Genomic DNA, 21,945 nt, shown 5'->3' on the forward strand with positions numbered 1-21,945 from the left:
CGCGATTTCCGGCATGGACCAGATGCGTGTGACAGTCGATCAGTCCCGGCGTGATCAGGCGGTTTTCGCAGTCAATCTTCTCAAAAGATTCATAGTCAGCAGGGAGAGAATCTTCTGCACCGACATAGGCAATTTTGCCATGCTGGACGGCAATTGCTGCGGCTTCGATCAAGCCAAGGCCTTGCGCCTGCTCGTTGAGCGTTGCAATGCGTGCGTTGGTTAAAACGAAATTCGAATTCTGTGTCATGAGCGTTTTCTCGCTTCCCCTGTTTTTCGATAATGTATATACATATTGGCGAAGCCGCCAAGATAAAAAATGCATCCAATTGCGATCTGTTGAAAAACGGGTGTGCAAAATGGGTGGAAAGAGGAGCGAAAAAGAATGCCAGCCATGGTCGAAAAAACGCACTTTATTCATGCTAAACAAGCACTTTTGCAGACGGGCTGGGCAGAGGATGTGCGGCTTGGTTTAGCGCACGGAAAAATCGCTTCTGTGGAGACTGGGGTTGATGCGCAGCCGGGTGACGAACGCCATAAGGTGATCGTCGCGGGCATGCCGAACCTGCATAGCCATGCGTTTCAATACGGCATGGCAGGACTGGCTGAGCGGCGTGGACCTTCCGCTGACAGCTTCTGGAGCTGGCGCGAGATCATGTATAAGTTCGCGCTGACCATGACGCCGGAACAGGCGGAAGCAGTCGCGTTGCGGCTTTATGTCGATATGCTGGAAGCCGGTTTCACGCGCGTCGGTGAGTTTCATTATCTGCATCATGATCGCGATGGCACGCCTTACAGCAATATCTCGGAAATGGCGGATCGTATTGTCTCGGCAGCGCGAACTGCTGGTATCGGGCTGACATTGTTGCCGGTGCTTTACGCACATTCGACATTCGGCGGTGCCGATCCGAATGAAGGCCAGCGCCGCTTTATCAATGATCAGCAGAGTTTCGCACGTTTGATTGAAGGTTGTCAGAAAGCCCTTTCTGGCTTTGATTGTGCAGTGCTTGGCGTGGCGCCGCACAGTCTTCGTGCCGTCACCCCTGATGAGCTGACATTCGCAGCATCGCTTTTGCCCGAGGCGCCGGTGCATATTCACATTGCCGAGCAGGTCAAAGAGGTTGAGGACTGTATTGCGTGGTCGGGCCAAAGGCCTGTCGAGTGGCTGCTTGACCATCAGGAATTGTCGTCACGCTGGTGTCTCATTCACGCAACGCATATGAGTGATGCGGAAACCACTCGCATGGCTCAGGCTGGCGCGATTGCGGGTCTTTGCCCAGTCACGGAAGCCAATCTCGGTGATGGCACGTTCAATGCCACCGTGTTCGACGCCAATGGTGGCCGGTTCGGTGTTGGGTCTGATTCCAATGTGCTGATCGGTATTGGCGATGAGTTGCGGCAATATGAATATTCGCAGCGTTTGTTGCATCGTGCGCGTAATGTGCTCGCGAAAAACGAAGGCTCGACCGGCCGTGCGGTGTTTGATGGCGCGCTGACAGGCGGCAATATCGCTATAGGTCGCGAAGGCGATGGTTTGAGACAGGGTGTTTCGGCAGATTTTGTGTCGCTTGATGTTGAGCGTCTGCCCCATGCAAAAGGCGATGCAGTGCTTGATGGCTGGATTTTTGCCGGTCGTGCGCGTGCCTCTGATGTGTGGGTGCGCGGCGTGAAACAGGTGGAGGGCGGACATCACCGCTTGCGCGATGCGGCAGAGCGTGCTTTCCAGAAAGTGATTGGCGAATTGCTGGATTAATCAAAGGGAACAAAGTGCAGGACAATTTATCCAGACCAAGTGAAGCGACCATATCGCTGCATCAGCGTATTCTGGATGATATTGAAACGCGCATTATTTCCGGCGAATGGCAGCCCGGTCATCGCATCCCGTTTGAGCACGAACTGACCGCGTATTATAATTGCTCACGCATGACCGTGAACAAGGCGCTGACGCAGCTGGCAAAGGCCGGTCTGATTGAGCGGAAGCGCCGTTCGGGCAGCTTTGTTTCCTTCCCGCAATCGCAAGCCGCGATTCTTGAAATTCATGATATTCGCGATGAGGTTGCAGCCCTTGGGCAACCTTATCGTTTTGAACTGCTGAAACGAAGTGAGCGGCTGAGCGGCCCTGCCGATGCCCGCCATATCGACATACCGCGCCATACGCCATTGATAGAACTCGTCTGCCGTCATTATGCAGGGAAGCGGGTCTTTGCGCTGGAAGAACGCATCATCAGTCTTGATGCCGTGCCGAGTGCAGCCGATACCAATTTTGCAGAGCAATCACCCGGTCCGTGGCTTGTGGCTTGTGTGCCCTGGAGCAGCGCTCAGCACTCTATTCGGGCGGTTGTCGCGACGGATGACAATGCTGTGACGCTTGGCGTGCCTATTGGTTCGCCTTGTCTTGTCGTTGAACGTCAGACATGGAATGCCGATCAGCCAGTGACGCATGTGCGCTTCACTTATCCGGGCGATAGTCATGCACTGGTGGCAAAATTTACCCCTTCGCAAAGTTGAATTTAACGACATTATGTAATTCTATTTGCATAAGGTCTATTTTTCGGCGAATTCTATTTAAAAGTGTAGCTTGCAATAGGCTTACGCCATAAATCAGTCTAAGTTTTCGCTCGCCCCCTCGAAGGGGCATTTGTGGTGGCGATCAACGGGCGATTTGACGCTGCATATTCTTGACACTGTTTCAGAAAATCAAGCCTCGCAATTAGAGCGCATTCCGAAAAGTGTGAAGTGGTTTTCGGACAAAGAGGCGTGTTAAAATAAAGGCTTAGAGTGCTGATCTGATCCAATCAGGTCAAAACGCGCACTAAGCGAGCTCTACAAATACGTGCACGGACGTAAAATGGCCTTCAGGCAACGCCGCCCTCCAAGTGAGGGCTGAATAAGGTCATCGCAAACCGCGGCTTTTTTGGGAATCTGCTTGCTTATTGTTATCAATCAACAGATGTTAAATCTATGCCAATCACAGCCGTTAGTGCTCTATTGCATACTGGAGGAGAACGTAAAGTGTCAAAGCTACTGAATGAGGTAGGGGGAATTCTGAATAAACTTGCTGAATCTTCACCGCGAGATATTCAGTTTGTTGCGGAGCGGCTTCACGACCATGCTGTTGAAGAACGGATGTCTGCGAGCGATTTGAGAGCTCTGCTGAGTGAGCTTGGATATAGCACTATATCCGGGTTTTGTGATGCTGCCGGAATACCAGCGCATGTAGTCAGACGCTGGGAGCGTTTCGGTGTTTCTTCAGAAATGCGCGCAGTGTTGCTGATGATGCAGACGCAGCGGCAGCGGTTTGAACAGGCCACCCACGAATTTGAGGCAATTACCCATGTCGGTCTGGTTGATTTCTTGCGTAGCCGTAAGGTTTAGCATTCCCGCATCAATCAAATGAGCGGGGTCATCATGCGCATGGCCGTTAGTCTTCGAGGAGGGCGGTGGCCGTTTGGCTGTCTGTGATAAGCACACTGGCCGAAACGATTTTAAGCGCAGCCTTCATGGCTGCGACCTTTGAGCTCCCCCCCGCAGCGAGAACGACCCGTTCGATTGCGGCAACCGTACCCAAATCAATCGACATCACCCGTTGATTGATCTCGTGATCGACGAGATGACCATTTTTGTCGACGAAGTAACACAGGATATTAGCGACAGCACCACAGGCGCGCAGCGGCTTTATCAGTTCGGATGCGACGATGCCATGTCGAAAGATTGTCGCGTCTTCCGAGACTTCACCGACGGTTAGAAGCGCGATATCCGCTTTCGCCGCCCGGCGCTGAAGACTTTGAAGTTCTGTCTGTCGCCACAAGAGGTCGCGAAGACCGTGTTCGTCCAAGATTACAGGGGCGGTGATCTGGTAACTGTCGACCTCATACACTTCCGCAACCCTCGCCGCGACGACAGATGGGTTGATCCAGCGCGAATGCGGTAGACTGCCTACCAGGGCCACGACTGAAGCCTCCTTGAGTTTGCGATGTTCAAGGAACTGAACGCTGGCATAGAGCGTTGCGCCGCCGCCGATGGCAAGCGTCATCCCGCTCTGCATTTCCTGGTCGAGATAAGAAGCAACAGCGTTGCCAAGTGCCTTTTCCAGGTTCTCGCCATTCTCCGGCGAGGGGACGACAATGGCCGATGCCAGCCCCCATTTTTCTTCAAGGCGGCGCTCAAGCTCAATTTGCTGTGCTGTCGCTGCATTGATGCGGGTGATAACAATCCCTTCTGCGGAAGCTACGGCAAGCGTGCGCATTACCTTGACGCGACTGATGCCCAGCAACTCGGCAATCTGCTCCTGCGTCATGCTCTCAACATAGTATAGCCAGACTATTTTTACCTTGAGATCGGATGATCTCAGCGGCCAGTTTTTTCCTGCCATCTCTTCTTTCGCTCCCCGGGCTTTTTTAACGCAGATTGATCTATAGCAAAAAGTCGCCACTCGTCGTCAACTGTTCAAAAGTATTTGACAAAGAACAAATGAACAATAATATGCTTGGCAAGGACACGAATAATGTTCCGCTAAAGGGAGGAAATAATGAAGAATTTAAGCAGGAGGATAAGCATCCTCACGGTTGGCTTTGCTGGTCTTATGTTTACCGGAACTGCACTCGCCGGATCGCTGACGCTTTATACGTCACAGCCTGATGCTGACGCGGCGCGGACGGTTGAGGAATTCCGAAAGCTCAACCCTGATGTCGATGTTCAGGTCTATCGTTCGGGAACAAGCGATATCATGAGCAAGCTCGCCGCTGAATTTTCGGCCGGTGCACCACAAGCAGACGTGCTTCTGATTGCCGATGCTGTCAGTATGGAAAGCTTGAAGGCCGACAACCGGCTGATGCAGTTTTCTGAGGCAAGCGTCGATGGCTTCGAGCCGGGCTCTGTTGATCCTGAAAAATACTATTTTGGTAGCAAGCTTATTACCACTGGGATTGCTTATAATTCTGCGGCCGAACAAAAGCCGCAACATTGGGCGGATCTGGAAAAGCCGGAATATAAGGGCATGGTTGTCATGCCGAGCCCTCTTTATTCCGGCGCTGCTGCTTTCCTCTTAAGTGGTTTTGTTGCCAGTGATAGTCTCGGCTGGAAGTTTTTTGACAGTCTTAAGGCAAACGAGGTCGTGAGCGTCCGAGGCAATGGTGCTGTGCTCAAGTCCATCGCGAGTGGTGAGAAACCCTATGGGGTTCTCGTTGATTTCATGGCGCTCAACGCAAAGGCCAAAGGTTCTCCAATAGAATTTGTATTTCCCCAAGAGGGGGTTCCGGCAGTAACCGAACCAGTTGCCATCATGTCAACGACCGCAAATGCTCAGGACGCCAAAAAATTCATTCGGTTTATCTTGTCTGATGCGGGGCAGGAGCTGGCGCTGAAACAGGGGTATCTGCCTGCGAAAACATCTGTTGGGAAGCCCGCATGGTTGCCGGATGGTTTAAATGTAAAAATCATGCCGATCGATACGCAGAAGGTTCTCAAGAACACTGACGCGGACAAGTCGCGTTTCTCAGAAATGTTTGGCGGCTAGGACCGAGAGACACATGCAGAAAAACGCTGAAACCAGCGGTCAGGGCCGGGACACGGTTCTGATCGCAGGGACGATCATTGTCGTTTCGTTGCTTTCGCTTCTCCCGATGGGACGCCTCCTTCTTGAGGTTTTCTTCCCCGCACAGGGCACAGCAATCGAAGCGATGGAGCGAGTCTTTTCCTCCTCAGCCACATGGACCGCAACCTGGCACTCGCTTTATGTTGGTGTTTTCGGAACGCTTTTCGCGGTTATTCTGGGAACAGCTGTCGCTTTGCTGGTCAGCCTGACCGATATTCGCGGACGCCCCGTTTTCATCTTCTTATATGTCACTCCGCTTCTCATCGCGCCGCAGGTGACTGCTCTCGCCTGGCTTCAACTGTTCGGCCCGGCCAGCCCCTTCCTCAAAATGATCGGAATTGCGCCACCACTGGGATCTCGCAATCCGCTTTATTCGTCTACCGGCATTATTATGCTCCTTGGCGTCCAATATGGACCACTGGTTTTTCTCATTGTACGGGCAGGACTGCGTAAGCTGCCGCGTGAACTCATCGAGGCAGCACTGAGCAGCGGCGCAAAAAAGCTGACCGTTCTGCGGACCATCATCATTCCTCTGATGGTGCCGTCAATTATCGGCGCCACTGCGCTTACATTTGTGTCTTGTGTCGGCAATTTTGGCATCCCTGCCTTTCTTGGTATTCCGGCAAACTATCTTGTGCTGCCGACATTGATTTATCAGCGGCTGAGCGGTGGCGGCCCGGCTGTGCTTAGCGATGTTGCAACCTTGTCAACATTGATCGGCCTCATCGCCATCGCTGGGATTGTTGCACAAGAATATGTTTCCCGCTGGCGTGATTACCGCATCGCCTCAACCTCGCTGCCAGCCAGCCCATTTGAACTTGGAAGCTGGCGGATCTGGATTGAAGCTGTAATGCTGCTGATTGTGGTGGCTGTGCTTGGTCTGCCGATCCTCGGTCTCGCTCTGACATCGCTTGTCAGTGCTTATGGCACACCGTTGAGATGGGAAACGGTAACGCTGTCAAACTACAGCTTTATATTGTTTGAACATGCGGCCACCAAACGCGCTTTTATGAACAGCCTAGGGCTTTCTCTTGCGGCGTCTTTCTTTGCGGTGCTGATTGCGGTCCCGCTTGCCTATATTACCACTTGGCGTAAACGGTGGTGGACAAGACTGTTTAATCTGACCGCTGAACTGCCTTATGCTCTGCCAGGTGTTGTAATGGCAATAGCCTCGCTGCTGCTGTTTTTGAAGCCGCTACCGCTGTTTGGCTTTCAGATCTACAATACAATCTGGATCATTCTTTACGCTTATCTGGCGCGCTTTTTCGTCCTTGCTTTACGGCCGACTGTAAGCGGGCTCCACCAGATCGACCGGTCGCTCGAAGAAGCAGCCCAGGTGGCTGGTGCAAGCCTGTTCATGCGCTTACGAACGATCATCTTTCCCCTTGTCGCACCCGCAACACTTGCAGGCGGCGTTCTTATCTTTCTGACGGCGTTCAGTGAACTGACGGTTTCCGCTCTTTTGTGGGCATCAGGCTCTGAAACGATTGGGGTCGTCATCTTTTCCTTCGAACAAGGAGGAGATTCAACATATGCCGCTGCCACATCGATTGTAACGATACTGGTAACAATCTTTCTTATGCTGTCGACGAATTTGTTCGCACGGCGTCTGCCTGATGGAGTGCTACCATGGCGGGATTGAATATTAAAAATCTCACAAAAAACTTTGGAAACTTCGATGCGCTTTCCAATGTGACGCTCGATATCAAAAATGGTGAATTTGTAGCCGTCCTCGGACCGTCTGGCTGCGGAAAAACCACTTTGCTGCGCGCGATTGCTGGTTTTGAGAAGATCACCAGCGGGTCAATTCATGTGGGCGAAAAGGTGATGTCTGCAAGCGACAGGCATGTCGCTCCAGAAAACCGTCGTGTGGGCATCGTCTTTCAGAACTATGCGCTGTGGCCGCATATGACGGTCGCCGAAAATGTCGGTTACAGTCTGCGCGTTGCACGGGTTGCAAAGCCTGAACTTGATCGCCGCGTAAAAGAAGCGCTGGAATTGGTCGATCTCACTGGTCTTGGTGATCGGCGGCCTGCTAATCTTTCGGGTGGTCAGCGGCAGCGTGTGGCGCTTGCGCGATGCTTGGTTGCTGCGCCGTCGCTGGTGCTGTTTGATGAACCCCTGGCAAATCTGGATGTGCACCTTCGTGCCTCGATGGAAGACGAATTTGCATCGTTCCACAAGCGTACAGGAACGACAATTGTCTACATCACCCATGATCAGGCAGAAGCCATGGCACTTGCCGATCGGATAGCTGTTATGGACAAGGGAAAGCTCATACAGTTTGCCAGTCCGCGTGAGCTTTATGAGCGCCCTCAAAGCGAAATGGTCGCCTCATTCATTGCTAATGGAATGGTGCTTCCTGCCAGAGTCGTCAGTGCCGAAAAAGACGGGCAGTGCGAGGTTGAAGTATTCGGACAAAGGGTTGTTCTGCGCTGTGCCTCGGGGCAGATGGTACAAGCTGATGCGAAAATCTGCATACGGTCTGAGAATATAGAGTTATGCAGTGATAACGGTATAGAACTTAAGGTGCGGCGGCGCATCTACCGCGGTGGCGGCGCTCGTATCGAAGCGCATCCGGCGGATCATCCTTTAATAGAATTGACATTTGATCTTCCTGATGGGGCAGGGGGGCAGGAAGGCGAGACCATTTATATTGCCATTAATTCGGGCTGGGTCATTCCTCAAGGAGCGTCGAGATAATGCTGATAGATCTCTACGGTGGTTTTGGAGAAAAGGGGCGAACCAGTGTCGGTATCAGCAGTGACACCCGCCTTCTTTTTGATGCGGGTATTAAGGTGGGGGCGAAGGGGCGCGGCTATTACCCTACCATCGCTGAACAAGATGTTGCGGCGCTGGACGCTGTCTTCATCTCTCACGCCCATGAAGACCATATCGGAGCCTTGTACTGGCTGTGCGCCTGCGGTTTTAAGGGTACGTTTTACATGACCGGTGAAACACTGCTGGATGCAGAAGGCATGCTTAGCCAGTATGCTGATCCATCTCATCAGCAGATGCATCCGCTGGCCACAGCTTCCATCAAAGTGTTCAATCCGGGGGAGAGCATCCGAATTGGAGGGAGCGAGATTTCCTCCGGGCGGTCTGGACATGTGGCGGGTGGTGTCTGGTTTTCTGTTACCACGGCGTCAAAGCGCGTTGTCTATTGTGCAGATGTTGTTCCGAACAGCGAAGTTTTTGTGATGGACCCGCTGCCTCAATGCGATCTGGTTATTCTGGATGCGTCTTATGGTGGCGATCCTGTTTCCGCTAAAGATCGCATTCGACAGATTGGAGACTTTATCAGCGAGCACAGCGGTAAACTGGTGCTGCCGGTGCCGTTATCGGGGAAACCTCTGGAACTGATGGCGATTTTGCCCGGGCCTTTCGCCATTCACCGTGAGATGCGTTCGTCGCTGATCGCGCAAATTGAGGTGCCTGACGCGCTTTCGACTCAAACAGTGCAAATATTACGGTCAAAGCTTGATAAGGCATCGGACTGGCATGAAGGGGTGGCTTTGCCGGATTGTCCGTTAATGACATTTGACGGCATGGGCAGTGCAGGGCCATCTATAGAGGCGTTAAGACAGGCCGCTGTAGAACAGGTACCGGTTCTGCTGACGGGTCATGTCCCGGATTATACGCCCGCACAGATTTTGCTCGAAAAGAGGCTCGCAACGTGGGTCAGGCTTCCCACCCACCCGACCCGGCCTGAGAATCAGGAACTCTGGCAGAAGGCTGGAAAACCCATGGCGCTCGGTCATTCCTGTACATCCGAGAAGCTTGAAGAATTAAAGCCCTATCTACCGACGCTCGATACGACAGCAATGTCCGGCTCGCAGCTTTCGATCTGAATGGAGATGAAATGAGAATTCTTGTCGCAAACGATGACGGTATCGATGCACCCGGGCTTAATCACCTCATCAAGGTCGCAGAGCACCTCAGCGATGATGTGTGGGTTGTGGCGCCCGATGGCAAGCGAACGGCAGCGAGTGCATCCATTACCATCGGGCGGCCGCTCACAATGGTTGAGCGCGCGGAACGTCGATACGCCTGTTCAGGCACGCCAGCGGACTGTGTGGTCACTGCAATGACCTGGCTTTTTGACGGGCAGAAGAAACCGGATCTCGTACTTTCCGGTATCAATGACGGTCGCAATGTCGCTGAAGATCTTGCTTATTCCGGCACACTGGGAATCGCGCGGGAGGCGACGTTTTGGGGCATTCCCGCGATCGGATTTTCGCGCGTTAAACAGGCTTTGGAGGCACCGCATGATATTGATTGGCTTGCGGGTTTCGTTCGCCGGATATTGGAGCAGCGTGAAGCGATTTTTCTGGAAGGGCATTGGCTAAGTGTCAATATCCCCGGAGTTCTGCCCGCTCCTGTGGTGCAGCCACGCATTGGTCGCGACAAAATCGGGACGCGTGCAGAAATCTTATCACAAGACGGGCAGAGGACTGAAATTATCATCCCGCGCGGCCGCGCGCATACGGCGCATGATGGCGATGACAATGATCTGATTGACCGTGGAAATGTTTGCGTCAGCCGTTTGAACTGGTTTGGCGAGACGGTGCTAACGGCTGATTGTTTTGCTGGCATTCAACAAGTGTGAGAGGCGCGAATCTGAGCGAGTTTTGAGCGAGCAGTCTGCGTGTAAAATGACAAAGACTGTCGGAGCGGGTCGATGGAATCCACAATAATCATTGTTAATCTGTGCGGTGCAGTTGCACTTTTGCTGTTCGGTCTTGCGCAGGTTAAGGATGGTGTGCAGCGTGCTTTCGGAGCCAGTCTGCGAACAGGACTGGCGAGCGGGACCAGTACTGGGTTGCGCTCTTTTGTGGCAGGTTTTGTTGCAACGATTGGGCTTCAAAGTTCCACGGCGACTGCGCTGATGGTTGCGTCGTTTGTTGAACGAAAATTTATTCAGCAACGCATGGCACAGATTGTTTTGCTGGGCGCAAATGTCGGCACGGCTGTCACGGCGTGGATCGTCGCCACTGGCATAGAATGGTTGTCGCCTCTGCTCATCCTGGTTGGCATGATCTTGCTCAAGAAGGGAGCAGGCAGTTTGCGTGGCGTTGGATCTGTACTCACGGGTGTAGGACTGATGCTGCTTTCACTGCATCTTCTCAGTATGGCGACGGAGCCGGTTCGTCAATCACTGGCCGTGGCGGGATTCGTTGCTATGTTAGATAACGCCTGGCCGGTCGCACTTCTTTTTTCCGCCGCGATTGCGTTTATTTCATCGTCTAGTCTAGCAGCCGTCGTGCTGATCCTTTCGCTTGCAACAACCGGCGTTTTGCCTTCCGCTCTGATCATTGTACTTGTTCTGGGAGCTAACTTAGGTGGTGCCATTCCTCCCGTCATTGCCTCACTGGGAGGGGAAGCTTCCGCAAAACGGGTAACACTCGGAAATCTGTTCGTTCGGGCGACCGGTTGTTTGCTGGTTCTTCCCTTTGCCCAGTATGGGGCGGATCTTGCCGCAGCCTTATCTCTTTCAGCAGCTAAACTGCCCGTGGATGCGCATTTGGCGTTCAATGTCGCCCTTGCTGTCTTCGCATGGCCGTTATCGCGCGTGCTGTCTGTGCTGATGGTCAGACTTGTTCCTGAGCTGCCACAAGGTGAAACCGGCGCGTGTTTTCTTGATGTTCAGGAACTGTCCACTCCGGTGATGGCGCTGGCGAGTGCCACTCGGGAAGTCCTTAGCATTGGTGATCTGATTGAACGCATGCTGATGCGTCTGTCATCCGCATTTCAGAACAGCGATCCTGTGGCTGCGGAGGCGATTTCAGAGCTCGAACAGCGTGTTGATTTTCTGTATCAGGAAGTAAAGGTCTATCTTTCGCAACTTGGGCGTCAGAAACTGAGTGAAGAAAACGGGCGCAGGTCTATTGAGATCATCGACTACGCGGTCAATCTTGAACATATCGGTGACATTATCGAAAAAAGTCTGGTGCCAACTTTGGCGAAGAAGGCTGCACTGGGCTTGAGCTTCTCAGAGGATGGATTTGGTGAACTTTTATGTTTATTCGATCTGACGGTTGATAATCTGCGCACGGCTCAAACCATTTTTGCAACCAGAGATTTTGATCTCGCGAAGCGTTTGATGGAGATTAAGATTGAGGTGCGTCGAATGGAAAAATTTTCTTCCGAACAGCATTTGGCAAGACTTCGTGACGGAAAGGTCGAAAGTCTTCGGACAAGTTCTATCCATCTGGACTTGTTGCGCGATTTAAAACGCATCAACGCCCATGTTGTTTCTGTCGCGCATCCGATACTGGAGGAAGCCGGGCTATTGAGTGATAGCCGGGTGGCTTCTGCATAGGCTCAGCCCTGTGCATTTTGGCGTCTGAAGGATGTGGACCATCCGCTGGGCTACTTTGTAAGAAAAGTTCCAGAATCCCCGCATTTCCTTCGCCTTTTTTCCTCGTATCCAAACGGATGGTCTCATACCATTTTCATCAAATTAATGGGCCTTGAGCCTAAAGCGCCTGATGCATCATTCGGATCGCAGAAGCTAGTATCGCTTGTTGGATTACCAGAAAATGTTGCGCACGAACGGCTGCCTAAATGGAAAAATGCGTCTTCAATTTTTCTGAAAACAATCGATGAGAGCGCGTTGCGATCAGATTGGATCAGATCAGCGCTCGAATATCATTCAGTATGTTTGTAGACGGACGCTTATAGAAAAGCCGCCGGGTTTCATCCGGCGGCTTTTAATTTTTCAGTCTGGCAAAGGCTTAGAATTTATAAGCTACGCCAATGCGAATATCATTGGTTTTGACCGAATTACGCATGGCAGTATCGCCAAAATCGAAATTATCTTTCCCAAAGTCGGTATAACGATATTCGAGACGTAAAATGACATTGTTGGTAGCCGCGTAATCAACACCTGCACCGATTGTCCAACCGGTTTTTGTCTTGCTGTTGCTGAAGTCGCGTGCTGAATCAGCATAGCTGGTCTTAATATTACCAAATGCAAGACCACCCGCGATATATGGCATGAAGCGATCAATAGCATAACCGGCGCGAGCACGTAGCGCACCCGACCATTCAAGCTGTGACTTGGTTGTATAAGACAGCGTATTCTTGAACGCATAATCGTTCGACTTCTTCAAGTCATTGTAGTCGAAATTGCCTTCTAGGCCCAAAATGACATTGTTTCCCATATCAAAATTGTAGCCAGCATAAACACCGCCGAGAAACCCATTAGAATTGAGATTTTCCGACGAGTCGGCAAAATCCCATGCAGATACTTTTGATTTGGCCCAGCCCCAGCCGATTTCACCGCCCACATAAGCGCCACCCCATGAAAAGACCGAAGCCATTGGCACAGGTTCCTGGGAAGTGATCGCGTCAGCGGCATGTGCAGCAGATGCTGTCATGATTGCAAAAAGAGATGCGCCGGCGAATTTTTTAAAAGACATAATAACTCCATCAATAAATAAGAATCAATAAAAGTATTTATATGTTTCACGAGTGGTTTTGTATGTACCATTATTACAACAGTGAAAGAAATTAACAAATTATAAAGTTTATATAATTTAAGTTTATTATAATATTGTTTTTCACGGATATGCGCTTTTGATATAAGCTTCGTTTAATTGAGAAGATAGGATTCTAAGCTCATCATAGCATGATCAAAGGAAGCGATGATGAGACGGAAGTTGGTGCTGCAGACATTGGCGGCTGAAAAGACGATCAGGGAAATATGCCGCGCGCGCAAACACCCTCGGCTGAACCCGAGAAGCTTGGCTTGTCATGTGACCGGCAGCTTGCGCGCGTGGTCGGTCATTTCTTTCTGCCCAGCAATTCCGTCTTGCTGAGCGCTCCGGCTAAAAAACGTTTTCTAGCGTCAGTGCACCGACCTTGGCATAACGCGTTTTAACGTCGGCGGTTGGAGCCGGAGAATCAGCCTTGGTCTCATCGGCGAAAACGCCAGTCGTCCCCTCAGGGCGATGGTCCTTCCATTGTTTGATATGGCTCGCGTGCAGGTCAAACGGCTTGGATAATTCCAACAAGTGTCTGCTCGCCTCTGATCGCAGCGAACGTAACTTTTGCCTTAAAAGCTGCCTATGGTTAGGGTGGGGGCGCCTTGTCATGCTATCGCATGTTGCCGGCATCCAAGCCGAACTCCGGCGGAAATCCTACTTATCCCAGCTGTGCAGATTTGCCGAGCCAGCTTTCTTTGCCGCCCTCCCACTTAACTTGCATATCCATATGAAGCCGGTAAGGGAGAGCAGCTGTTTTGACCGCAATTTAGTTGGTTAGTCTTTTATTGCGGGAGATCACCAGCTTTAGGCAACTGAGCCCATTCGGCTAGGAATGTGTCGCGGTTTTTTGCAGCATCAGCCTCATCAAGTTCAAATACTTTGACGTCAGCGAGTTCTGGCAGTTCAACGAACTCGGATACTTTGATATCGTTGCGGCTTGGGCGACGGAATGCAACCTTCAAGAGCTCAGTTTGTGCCTCCTTGGAAAGAAGGGCGTCGAGCGCTTTCTTCGCGTCATCTCCACTTGGTGCATTCTTGAACAATCCGGCAAATTCCGGCGTCATGAACGTGCCTTCGGATGGATATACAAGGGACAATTCTTCCTGTCCGCCGTCGATGTAAGGATAGGCTGTTGCCTCAAACGTCAAGCCGATCGTGTATTCACCCATTGCCGTACCTTTTGGTACATTGGAAGCAGCCCCCGATGTTACGATATTGGCTACAACAGCCTTAAACGTGTCTTCATCAAGCAGTTTTGAAAGTCCCCAGGCAATCGTATAGCCGGTTGAACTGTTGACTGGATCAGGCATGATAATCTTGCCTTTCCATTCAGGCTTGGCCAGATCAGCCCATTTTTTAGGCGCTTCATTGTCTTGCAGTTGATCGGAGTTGACCAGCATTGTCACCAGATGAACATTGGCTGGAATAAACAGATCGCCACTGTAATGCAGATTTTGCGGAATGGCCTCCAGTGCAGATGCCTTATAGGGTTCAAATAGCTTTTCAAAAGCGCCGAGGGTATTGGCGGATGAAGACCAGAAAATATCGCTCTGAGGTGCAGATGCTTCTGCTTCCGCGCGTCGCAAAAGAACACCAGAACCTCCAGTGATCACACCGAGATTTTGTCCGGTCTTTTCTTTGACAACAGACTGTACAGCCTCATAGGCTTGAACCGGGTTGGACGTGTAAAGCACCGGATCCTTGGCCAATGCCGGTAGCGTGAGGCCGAGCGACAAAGAGCCAGCTAATAGATAAGACGATAGTTTCATGTTTTCCTCGCATTTGATGAAGTGATTGAGCAGTTGACCTGCTTCGTTGATTTATTTGGAAGCAAAGACATCGATCCGGAACAGTTTCGTGGCAACGATGATGGGCACAAGAATGACAGTCACCAACACCAGGCCATAAGCTGACGCGTAAGCCATGAGACCAGAATCCAGCAGCCGGAAGACTTGAATTGGCAGTGTTTCTCGCCCGCCGGAATAGACCAGAATGGATGCTGATAATTCGGCCACTGTTGTTGTCCACGTCAGGATTGCAGCGGATGCTATGGCTGGAAGCATCATAGGAAGCACGACCTTGAAGAAAGACCGCACGGGTGGAACACCCAGACTGATTGAAGCTTCTTCAATCGAATTCGGTATGTTCTGTAAAATGGCTTGAGAGTTCCGCATGCCAAACGGCATTCGGCGCACCACATAGGCCAGAACAATGATCATCGCTGTACCCGACAGCGGTAACCAGCCACCGTGGAAGGTTGCCAAGAGGCTGACGCCCAAAACCGTACCCGATAAGGCGAGTGGTATAGCTGATATGTAATCGATGACCGGGGTGACCAAATTTGGCTTTTTAACCACCAGATAGCTGACGATGGCACTGAAGATGATCGATATGAATGTAGCTGTTGCTGCATAGGTGAGAGAGTTGACCAGCGGCTGCGGCGCAGTGACAAAAACGCGCGCGATGTTGGAAAATGTCCAGTTACCCCATTGCATCACCGGCCCACGCGATGCTGTAAATGCGCCAACGACGATCACACAAAGCGGCAACAGTGATACGATAACGATAAATCCTGCGCTGATAGCGACGAGAAGTCCTTTTAATCCCTGCAACGGCACTGGCTTTGCGCCGCGTCCCTGAACGATTTCAAAACGCCCGCGCGACACAATGAAACGGTTGCAGAAAAGCACGAGCATAACGATTAACACTGAGACGCTGGCAAGCGTCGACTGCATGGTAATGTCACTTGCACCTTCTGCCACTGCTGCCTGATAAGTGACGACTGAAAGCAAGGGTAGTCGGTGGCTCAAAATCATAGAGATAGCAAAGTTACCCACCACCATCGTGAAAACAAGCAGGGCCGAAGCAAGCACTGTCGGAAGAATTACCGGCAGCATGACGCGCAAACGGGACTTTGCAGGGCTTGTCCCCAAGGATTGAGCGGCCTCCTCAAGTTGCACATCAAACTTACCAATCGCTGCCACAACGCCGATGTAGATGTAGGTGTAATAGATGAAGCTCATGGAGACGATGAGGCCGAACCAGCCATAGAAGCTTGGTAAGATGATGCCGTAGCCCTTAAGAAACCGCGTCACTAAACCATTGTTACCCAACATCATGAGCCAGGTTTGGGCTGCAATGACTTCTGGCAGCACCAAGGTGATCAATGGCAAAAGCGCGATGAGCCACTTTCCGGGAAAAGTATAGCGAGCCGTCACATATGCCAATGGAACGCCAATAAGGGTGCAGAATACAGTGACGACCGAGGCCAGTATAAGGGTATTTTGTATCGCGGCTATATAGCGTGGATTGTCCAGAAGACGCATCCAGCCATTCTGGCCTTCGCCCACGAAACTGGCGCTCAGAATGGTGAGCAGCGGATAAAGTATAAAGATACATAACAGCGCGAGAGCCAGCAGGCTCAACCAGAACCAAGGTGTGTGGAGCGTCTTCTTCATGATGCAATCACCAATGCCTGATCGGGATTGATTGTCACATGAACCTGATCGCCTGGTCCGAACGCATCATGGTTTTGGCCATGTAATTCGGCCAAGAGTTGCAGGCCGTCATGCATATCGAGGCGATAGCTTGTCTTGGTGCCCAAGTATTGACGACTATACACCTTTCCCGGAAGCGTTTGTTTGCCTTCGGAGCTGATAGCGGAGATATGAAGATTTTCAGGGCGAATAATCAAAATTCCTCCCTGTTCCGATTTTTCAATGCGATTATCGGTCGCGCTGATTATCTGTGTGCCTATGCAAACACTGGCGTAATTAGTCTGGGTTGACTGCACTTTGACTGGAATACAGTTGGCGGAGCCGACAAAGTCAGCCACATAACTGGTACGCGGCGTTGTGTAGATTTGTTTGGGTGTACCAATTTGCTCAAGCGCTCCACGATTCATGACACCAATTTGGTCTGACATAGCCAGAGCTTCTTCCTGGTCATGGGTAACAAATACCGTGGTGATTTTGTCCTCGCGCTGCAATTCGCAGATTGTCTCGCGGATCTGGATGCGCAGCTTTGCATCCAGATTAGACAGCGGTTCATCCATCAACAGAACGGCTGGCTTGATCACCAGCGCGCGGGCGAGGGCCACACGCTGGCGCTGGCCACCGGATAGTGCCGCCGGGTGACGTTGGGCAAGGTGGCTCAGGCCAACACGTTCAAGGGCCTGACCAATTTTGGCTTTGGCGCTTTCACCTTTTTCGCCACGAGCGGTTAAGCCATAAGCAACATTCTGCTGCACTGTTTTGTCAGGGAAAAGCGCATAATCCTGAAAAACCATCCCGATATTGCGCTTATACGGTGGCAGGTGCGTGACGTCCTTGTCACCGAAACGAATTGAGCCGTTGGATGCGCCCACAAATCCGGCGATGGTGCGCAACAATGTTGTTTTGCCGCAGCCGGATGGTCCCAAAAGCGTAAAAAAGCACCCCTCAGGAATGTTGAGTGACAATTGAGAGATGACGTTTTCTTCTCCGTAAGTCACATCTAGGCTTTCGATTTTAATGCCCATTTATGCGTTCCCATTTTTATTTTCATTTCGTTATAGCAGGCGGCAATGCGAATGTTTTACGCGGCAGGGATAGCCTCTTTCAGGCTGGAGTTAACCACTTCCAGCGCCTGCGCATGGCAACGCTCATCACCAGCCGCAAGAATGGTGCCGTTGCTGGCTAAAGTCAGCGGTTGACCCTGCCAGTCTGTAATTTTTCCACCCGCGCCTTCGATAATCGGACGATAAGGCGCAAAATCGTAAATCTGTTGCCCTGCATCGATGGCAAGATCCGTACGCCCTTCAGCAAGTCTGCCATAATTGAGGCAAGCGCCACCGTAAACACGATTGGCGGTTTTGCGGCGCAGGGCATTCAGGGCAGGCAACTGGCCCGCTGACATATAATCCTGATTTGAATTGGTCATAAGCGCAGTTGCGAGGCTCTCACAGGGGCGGCATCTTACTGCCTGATCATTGAGGCGTGTGTTTTGCCCAGTCGCACCGATCCAGCGTGTGCCGAGCACAGGATTATCGATCACGCCGACCTGTGGCACGCCATCAATCGCAAGCGCGATCAGTGTTCCCCACACCGGAATACCGACGATGAAGGGGGCGGTGCCGTCGATTGGATCAAGAATCCATACATGCGATGCTTGTGTATCGACGCTGCCTTCTTCTTCACCGATGATGCCATGATGCGGATATTGTTTGCGAATTTCTACGCGCAGACGATGTTCTATGGCGCGATCGTACTTCGTCACTAAACTGCGATCCGGCTTCACCTCGATATCTGAAGCTGAATTTTCGCTGCCGGACAGTTCATTGGCTAGTGTTTCACGCGCTATGTCCGCCAAAGCGGCAGCGAAGCCAACAAAATTGCCCAATTCTGACGACGACATAATAAATTTCCCCAACGCCTCTTATATAAAGCTAGCAACAAATAAAAAATGTGGCAATAGTTGGCATATGTGTTTTTTTGTGTTTTTTGATGTGTCAAGCAAAACGAACGGATTGGATCATGTGGCAGGACGAGCGGCATAAGAAAATTCTGGATTATCTCACGGCTTTCGGTCGCGTCTCAATTGACCAGATCACAGAGGAAATGAGCGTTTCGCGCGAAACCATCCGTCGCGACCTTATGGAGCTTGAACTGGCAGGTAAACTAAAGCGTGTCCGCGGTGGTGCCGTTTCACTGGCCAAGGAAGATACTGATTATTATGTGCGCATCAAACAAAGACTGTTCGAAAAACAAGCCATTGCGCTGGAGGCGCTTAATCTGCTTTCCAATGACATGACTGTATTCATTGATGCGGGTACCACAACAACTGTGATGGCAGAGGTATTGGCCAATCATCATAATCTGACTGGTCTCAATATTCTTACCAATTCGATTGATGTGGCGCGTTTACTATCGGGTAAAGAAAGCGACACCTATCACCGTTATAAGGTGCATCTGCTTTCTGGTGATGTGCGCCAAGATCCTCTCGAAACCTGGGGCGCATCAACCATCAATGATATTTATCGCTATCGTGCGGATGTGGCGTTGTTAGCCCCTTGGGGCATTGATCCAGAGCTTGGCGCGATGAACCATTTTATCCATGGTGCGGAAATAGCAAGAGCCATGGTACGCAACTCAGCAAAGACTATTATCCTTGCTGATCATTCCAAAATCAGCGCGCCAGCCCGTTCCGTCTTTTGTACAATTGACGAAATTTCACATTTGATCGTCGACAGAAAGGCGCGGGAAATGCCTGAATTTTCTGCTTTGGAAAAAGCGATGACGAGTGTCATTGTAAGCAAATAATCGTTATGAGTTGCCTATTAACGATGAAATGGCGCTATCATAATGCCATTTCCAGAATACTGGTTGCAGATAAATGTTCACGCTTAGGCAGTTACGTTATTTTATCGCATGTGCTGAGCAGGGCTCTGTTACGCGTGCTGCGCAATCGCTATTAATTTCCCAATCGTCAATTACAGAGGCAATCAAAGAGCTTGAAGCAGATCTCAACGTCACACTTTTCGAGCGGCATCCACGCGGCTTGATCGTTACCCATAGTGGCCATCAGTTTATGCGTCATGCGACCAAGATATTGGCTGATGTCTCCGATGCGCGGCGTTCGTTTTCAAGTAAACAAGTCGCAGAAAAGAGAACATTGCATCTCGGCGTCACGTCACTGGTTGCGGGCTACGTTCTGTCTGATCTGTTGGCACGCTATCGCAGGGCAAGTCCAATCCGCAGTCATGGGCTTTACGCGCGTACTCGCACAAGAAGTTGGAATCTACGGGATTGCGGCAAACTGCATCTGTTCAGGCATTATTCTCACCGATATGGGCCGTGTTAATCTCGGCGATATTCCGTTCATTGTTTATGCACTCCATGACAAGCGCGGGAAATCGACGGGGATGAAGATGGTGCATATCAAGTTGCATAATGCGCCGGATGGGCATTTCTTCATGCATCCACGTGCGCGGCCAACGCACCATATCGTTCCAGATATGGATGTAGCAAAAAGCCAGAAATAGTATCGTAAAGCTTTTGGGCTCATTCCAATACTATGACGGTCCGTGAAAAAGCATCCCGAAAACTGGAAACTGTTTTCGGGATGCGAATTAATCAAGTTTTTCATTGCCGGATTTTTTTTCCGATAATTCATTGATAGTTATAGCTCTGGCGGTTATTCCTTTCATGAAGGTTTCTGCGAAGCAGAACATTAAAAATCAGCGTCTAAGGGGAGTAAAAAGTGTCTTTTATCTCAACAGTCGTTCCATTTCTTTCGGACGTGTCAACCTATCAGATCCCCCACGATGTATGGTTTGCATGTACGGCTCTTTTGTTCCGCGATGCTGGTGGTGGTGCCTATGCAGGACGTACGATGGAACTGTCGATGGAGCTGCCATACGTGGTCGCCAGTATCCCGAAAGGCCACCAGTTCTCATCAGTGGTTGATGGTCACGATCCTTTGGAGTTTCAGAGCAAATACGGGATTTTTGCGATTGCTGTTCCAAATGGAAGCATCGCTGATCTCAAAATTGTCGAGGGTCTGAATGAAGCCGGTCTGACTTTCAGCGTGCTTGCTTTCGCAGGTGCATCAGGGCCTGCCGATAATGCGGCCAAGACAAAAGCAATGCTTGCGGCAATTGATCTTGGCGCATGGACACTGGCGCAGTTCGCGACAGCCGCTGAAGTAAAAGCAGCATTGACTGAAAACACAGTGATTTTGACGTCACTCGTACCGTTACACGGTGCAAAAACGCCTTTCCATTTTGTGGTGCATGATCGCACTGGCAAATCGATCGTCATTGAGTTTTCGAGTGATCGGCAGAATGTGTATGACAACCCTGTCGGGGTGATGACCAACGGGCCCGAGTTCACATGGCATTTGACCAATCTTAACAATTATACGTTCCTGAATAATCTTGATCAGTCGACAGGCAAGTTTGGGGACTTGCAGGTTTCGCAGCCGGATTCAGGGATTGCAACGGCTGGATTGCCGGCTTCCAATACATCCGTGGGACGTTTTGTGCGCGCTGCTTATTATTCAACCTTTGCAGAAAAAACTGCGCCAGAAAAAGCAATCCGTGCGCTTGGCCATATCATGAATAACTTTGATCGTCCGCGCGGCATCACTATTGATCCTCCGCAGTCGGGTGGACTGGATATTGAAGGTTTCTCAGCGACAGGTGGTCAGGAATACAAAACCGAATATACGTCATGGACGGTGCTTGGCGATCTGACCAACAATGACTTCTATGTGCGCACATATGATGCAATCAATTTTATCAAGTTTGATCTGAATCGCCTTTTTGCGCAGGGGGACCTTAAGGTTGCGCCACTGGATAAAATCTCATCAATAGACACGCTTGATGCAACGGATATGCTGCTCAAGTAGCAGTATCAATCAGATTACCGATTAATCATCGGCATTAATCGGTAGCGCAAACAATAGAGCGCCGTTCCGGCTCAATCCGCTTGGCGCTCTTGGAGCATTTTCTGCTTTGATTGAATCATTGGAAATGCTCTATCTTTTTGTTTTCACGCATTATCCCGCGCAAACCGCTTCGCGCTTTTGCTGGAAATGCTCTCAATCCGCTCTACGACGATAAAAACGAAGTGTTGTAATTCATGGCATATCAACCGGCGCAATGGTTACGCAATCTGGCTCAGATTTCGCCCGCGCCTTATTGGCCGTGGCGACATTCGCTGCGATTGACTTTGCTAACCACTGTGCCGATGAGCATCGGCTTTTTGACTGGGCATGTTGTGCCGGCAATGCTCGTTTGTCTGGGTGGCCTGCTTACGGGCATAAGTGAAAAGAACGATCCTTATCTTGCCCGGTTTCGCCGCATGCTTATCACGACCCCTATGG

18 protein-coding genes and 3 pseudogenes are annotated in these 21,945 nt (G+C 50.9%); 13 read left to right on the forward strand and 8 right to left on the reverse strand.

Annotated features, from left to right (window positions below; translation table 11 throughout):
• Positions 1-247: pseudogene (locus OPR82_RS16280) on the reverse strand (imidazolonepropionase); the annotation flags it as partial.
• Between the two features lie 135 nt (positions 248-382).
• Here OPR82_RS16280 and OPR82_RS16285 point away from each other — a divergent pair.
• From OPR82_RS16285 to OPR82_RS16295, 3 genes are all read left to right on the forward strand, one after another.
• On the forward strand, positions 383-1,750 hold the full coding sequence (locus OPR82_RS16285; RefSeq protein WP_407673269.1) for a formimidoylglutamate deiminase: 1,368 nt from the start codon (positions 383-385) through the stop codon (positions 1,748-1,750).
• A 14-nt stretch (positions 1,751-1,764) separates the two neighbouring features.
• Positions 1,765-2,505, forward strand: a complete 741-nt coding sequence (hutC, locus tag OPR82_RS16290) for a histidine utilization repressor (RefSeq protein WP_265986015.1) — start codon at positions 1,765-1,767, stop codon at positions 2,503-2,505.
• A gap of 504 nt (positions 2,506-3,009) precedes the next feature.
• Positions 3,010-3,372, forward strand: a complete 363-nt coding sequence (locus tag OPR82_RS16295) for a hypothetical protein (RefSeq protein WP_265986016.1) — start codon at positions 3,010-3,012, stop codon at positions 3,370-3,372.
• Between the two features lie 46 nt (positions 3,373-3,418).
• Here the strand turns inward: OPR82_RS16295 and OPR82_RS16300 are convergent, their stop codons facing one another.
• The gene (locus tag OPR82_RS16300; RefSeq protein ID WP_265986018.1) at positions 3,419-4,369 is read right to left on the reverse strand and encodes a sugar-binding transcriptional regulator; all 951 of its coding nucleotides are present in this window, start codon (positions 4,367-4,369) and stop codon (positions 3,419-3,421) included.
• Positions 4,370-4,525: 156 nt separating this feature from the next.
• Between OPR82_RS16300 and OPR82_RS16305 the strand changes: the two genes are divergently transcribed.
• The 6 genes from OPR82_RS16305 to OPR82_RS16330 all read left to right on the forward strand — a co-directional run bounded on the left by OPR82_RS16305 (position 4,526) and on the right by OPR82_RS16330 (position 11,912).
• Entirely contained in the window at positions 4,526-5,512 is a 987-nt protein-coding gene (locus tag OPR82_RS16305; protein ID WP_396997368.1) for an ABC transporter substrate-binding protein, read from the forward strand.
• A 13-nt stretch (positions 5,513-5,525) separates the two neighbouring features.
• Positions 5,526-7,232, forward strand: a complete 1,707-nt coding sequence (locus OPR82_RS16310; RefSeq protein ID WP_265986020.1) for an ABC transporter permease — start codon at positions 5,526-5,528, stop codon at positions 7,230-7,232.
• Complete coding sequence (locus tag OPR82_RS16315) at positions 7,220-8,293, forward strand: ABC transporter ATP-binding protein (protein WP_265986022.1); 1,074 nt, start codon at positions 7,220-7,222, stop codon at positions 8,291-8,293. The genes OPR82_RS16310 and OPR82_RS16315 overlap by 13 nt, the downstream gene beginning before the upstream one ends.
• The gene (locus OPR82_RS16320; protein WP_265986024.1) at positions 8,293-9,441 is read left to right on the forward strand and encodes an MBL fold metallo-hydrolase; all 1,149 of its coding nucleotides are present in this window, start codon (positions 8,293-8,295) and stop codon (positions 9,439-9,441) included. Before OPR82_RS16315 ends, OPR82_RS16320 begins: the two co-directional genes overlap by 1 nt.
• An 11-nt stretch (positions 9,442-9,452) precedes the next feature.
• A complete protein-coding gene (gene surE / locus OPR82_RS16325; RefSeq protein WP_265986026.1) occupies positions 9,453-10,199 on the forward strand; it encodes a 5'/3'-nucleotidase SurE in 747 nt (248 codons plus the stop codon).
• A 72-nt stretch (positions 10,200-10,271) separates the two neighbouring features.
• Positions 10,272-11,912, forward strand: coding sequence for a Na/Pi cotransporter family protein (locus tag OPR82_RS16330; RefSeq protein WP_265986028.1), 1,641 nt, complete (start codon positions 10,272-10,274; stop codon positions 11,910-11,912).
• 415 nt (positions 11,913-12,327) lie between these two features.
• On the opposite strand, the gene OPR82_RS16335 is transcribed toward OPR82_RS16330, so the two are convergent.
• The 6 genes and pseudogenes from OPR82_RS16335 to OPR82_RS16360 all read right to left on the reverse strand — a co-directional run bounded on the left by OPR82_RS16335 (position 12,328) and on the right by OPR82_RS16360 (position 18,474).
• The gene (locus OPR82_RS16335) at positions 12,328-13,014 is read right to left on the reverse strand and encodes an outer membrane protein (RefSeq protein ID WP_265986030.1); all 687 of its coding nucleotides are present in this window, start codon (positions 13,012-13,014) and stop codon (positions 12,328-12,330) included.
• 335 nt (positions 13,015-13,349) lie between these two features.
• Positions 13,350-13,710: pseudogene (locus tag OPR82_RS16340) on the reverse strand (transposase); the annotation flags it as partial.
• 152 nt (positions 13,711-13,862) lie between these two features.
• Positions 13,863-14,849: an extracellular solute-binding protein gene (locus OPR82_RS16345; protein WP_265986032.1), complete on the reverse strand. Its 987-nt coding sequence runs from the start codon at positions 14,847-14,849 to the stop codon at positions 13,863-13,865.
• Positions 14,850-14,900: 51 nt separating this feature from the next.
• Complete coding sequence (locus OPR82_RS16350; protein ID WP_265986034.1) at positions 14,901-16,538, reverse strand: ABC transporter permease; 1,638 nt, start codon at positions 16,536-16,538, stop codon at positions 14,901-14,903.
• Positions 16,535-17,599 carry an ABC transporter ATP-binding protein gene (locus tag OPR82_RS16355; protein ID WP_265986036.1) on the reverse strand — a complete coding sequence of 355 codons (1,065 nt, stop codon included), beginning with the start codon at positions 17,597-17,599 and terminating at the stop codon, positions 16,535-16,537. The genes OPR82_RS16350 and OPR82_RS16355 overlap by 4 nt, the downstream gene beginning before the upstream one ends.
• A 56-nt stretch (positions 17,600-17,655) precedes the next feature.
• Positions 17,656-18,474 (reverse strand): inositol monophosphatase family protein, encoded by an 819-nt coding sequence (locus OPR82_RS16360; protein WP_265986038.1) that lies wholly within the window; start codon positions 18,472-18,474, stop codon positions 17,656-17,658.
• A gap of 119 nt (positions 18,475-18,593) precedes the next feature.
• Between OPR82_RS16360 and OPR82_RS16365 the strand changes: the two genes are divergently transcribed.
• From OPR82_RS16365 to OPR82_RS16380, 4 genes and pseudogenes are all read left to right on the forward strand, one after another.
• The gene (locus OPR82_RS16365; RefSeq protein WP_265986039.1) at positions 18,594-19,379 is read left to right on the forward strand and encodes a DeoR/GlpR family DNA-binding transcription regulator; all 786 of its coding nucleotides are present in this window, start codon (positions 18,594-18,596) and stop codon (positions 19,377-19,379) included.
• A 73-nt stretch (positions 19,380-19,452) separates the two neighbouring features.
• Positions 19,453-19,809 (forward strand): annotated as a pseudogene (locus OPR82_RS16370) (LysR family transcriptional regulator); the annotation flags it as partial.
• 97 nt (positions 19,810-19,906) lie between these two features.
• The gene (locus OPR82_RS16375; protein ID WP_265986041.1) at positions 19,907-20,101 is read left to right on the forward strand and encodes a hypothetical protein; all 195 of its coding nucleotides are present in this window, start codon (positions 19,907-19,909) and stop codon (positions 20,099-20,101) included.
• Between the two features lie 218 nt (positions 20,102-20,319).
• Complete coding sequence (locus tag OPR82_RS16380; RefSeq protein ID WP_265986043.1) at positions 20,320-21,468, forward strand: linear amide C-N hydrolase; 1,149 nt, start codon at positions 20,320-20,322, stop codon at positions 21,466-21,468.
• The last annotated feature ends 477 nt before the right edge of the window (positions 21,469-21,945 follow it).

This window comes from Ochrobactrum chromiisoli (genome assembly GCF_026241335.1).
Taxonomy (GTDB): domain Bacteria; phylum Pseudomonadota; class Alphaproteobacteria; order Rhizobiales; family Rhizobiaceae; genus Brucella; species Brucella chromiisoli.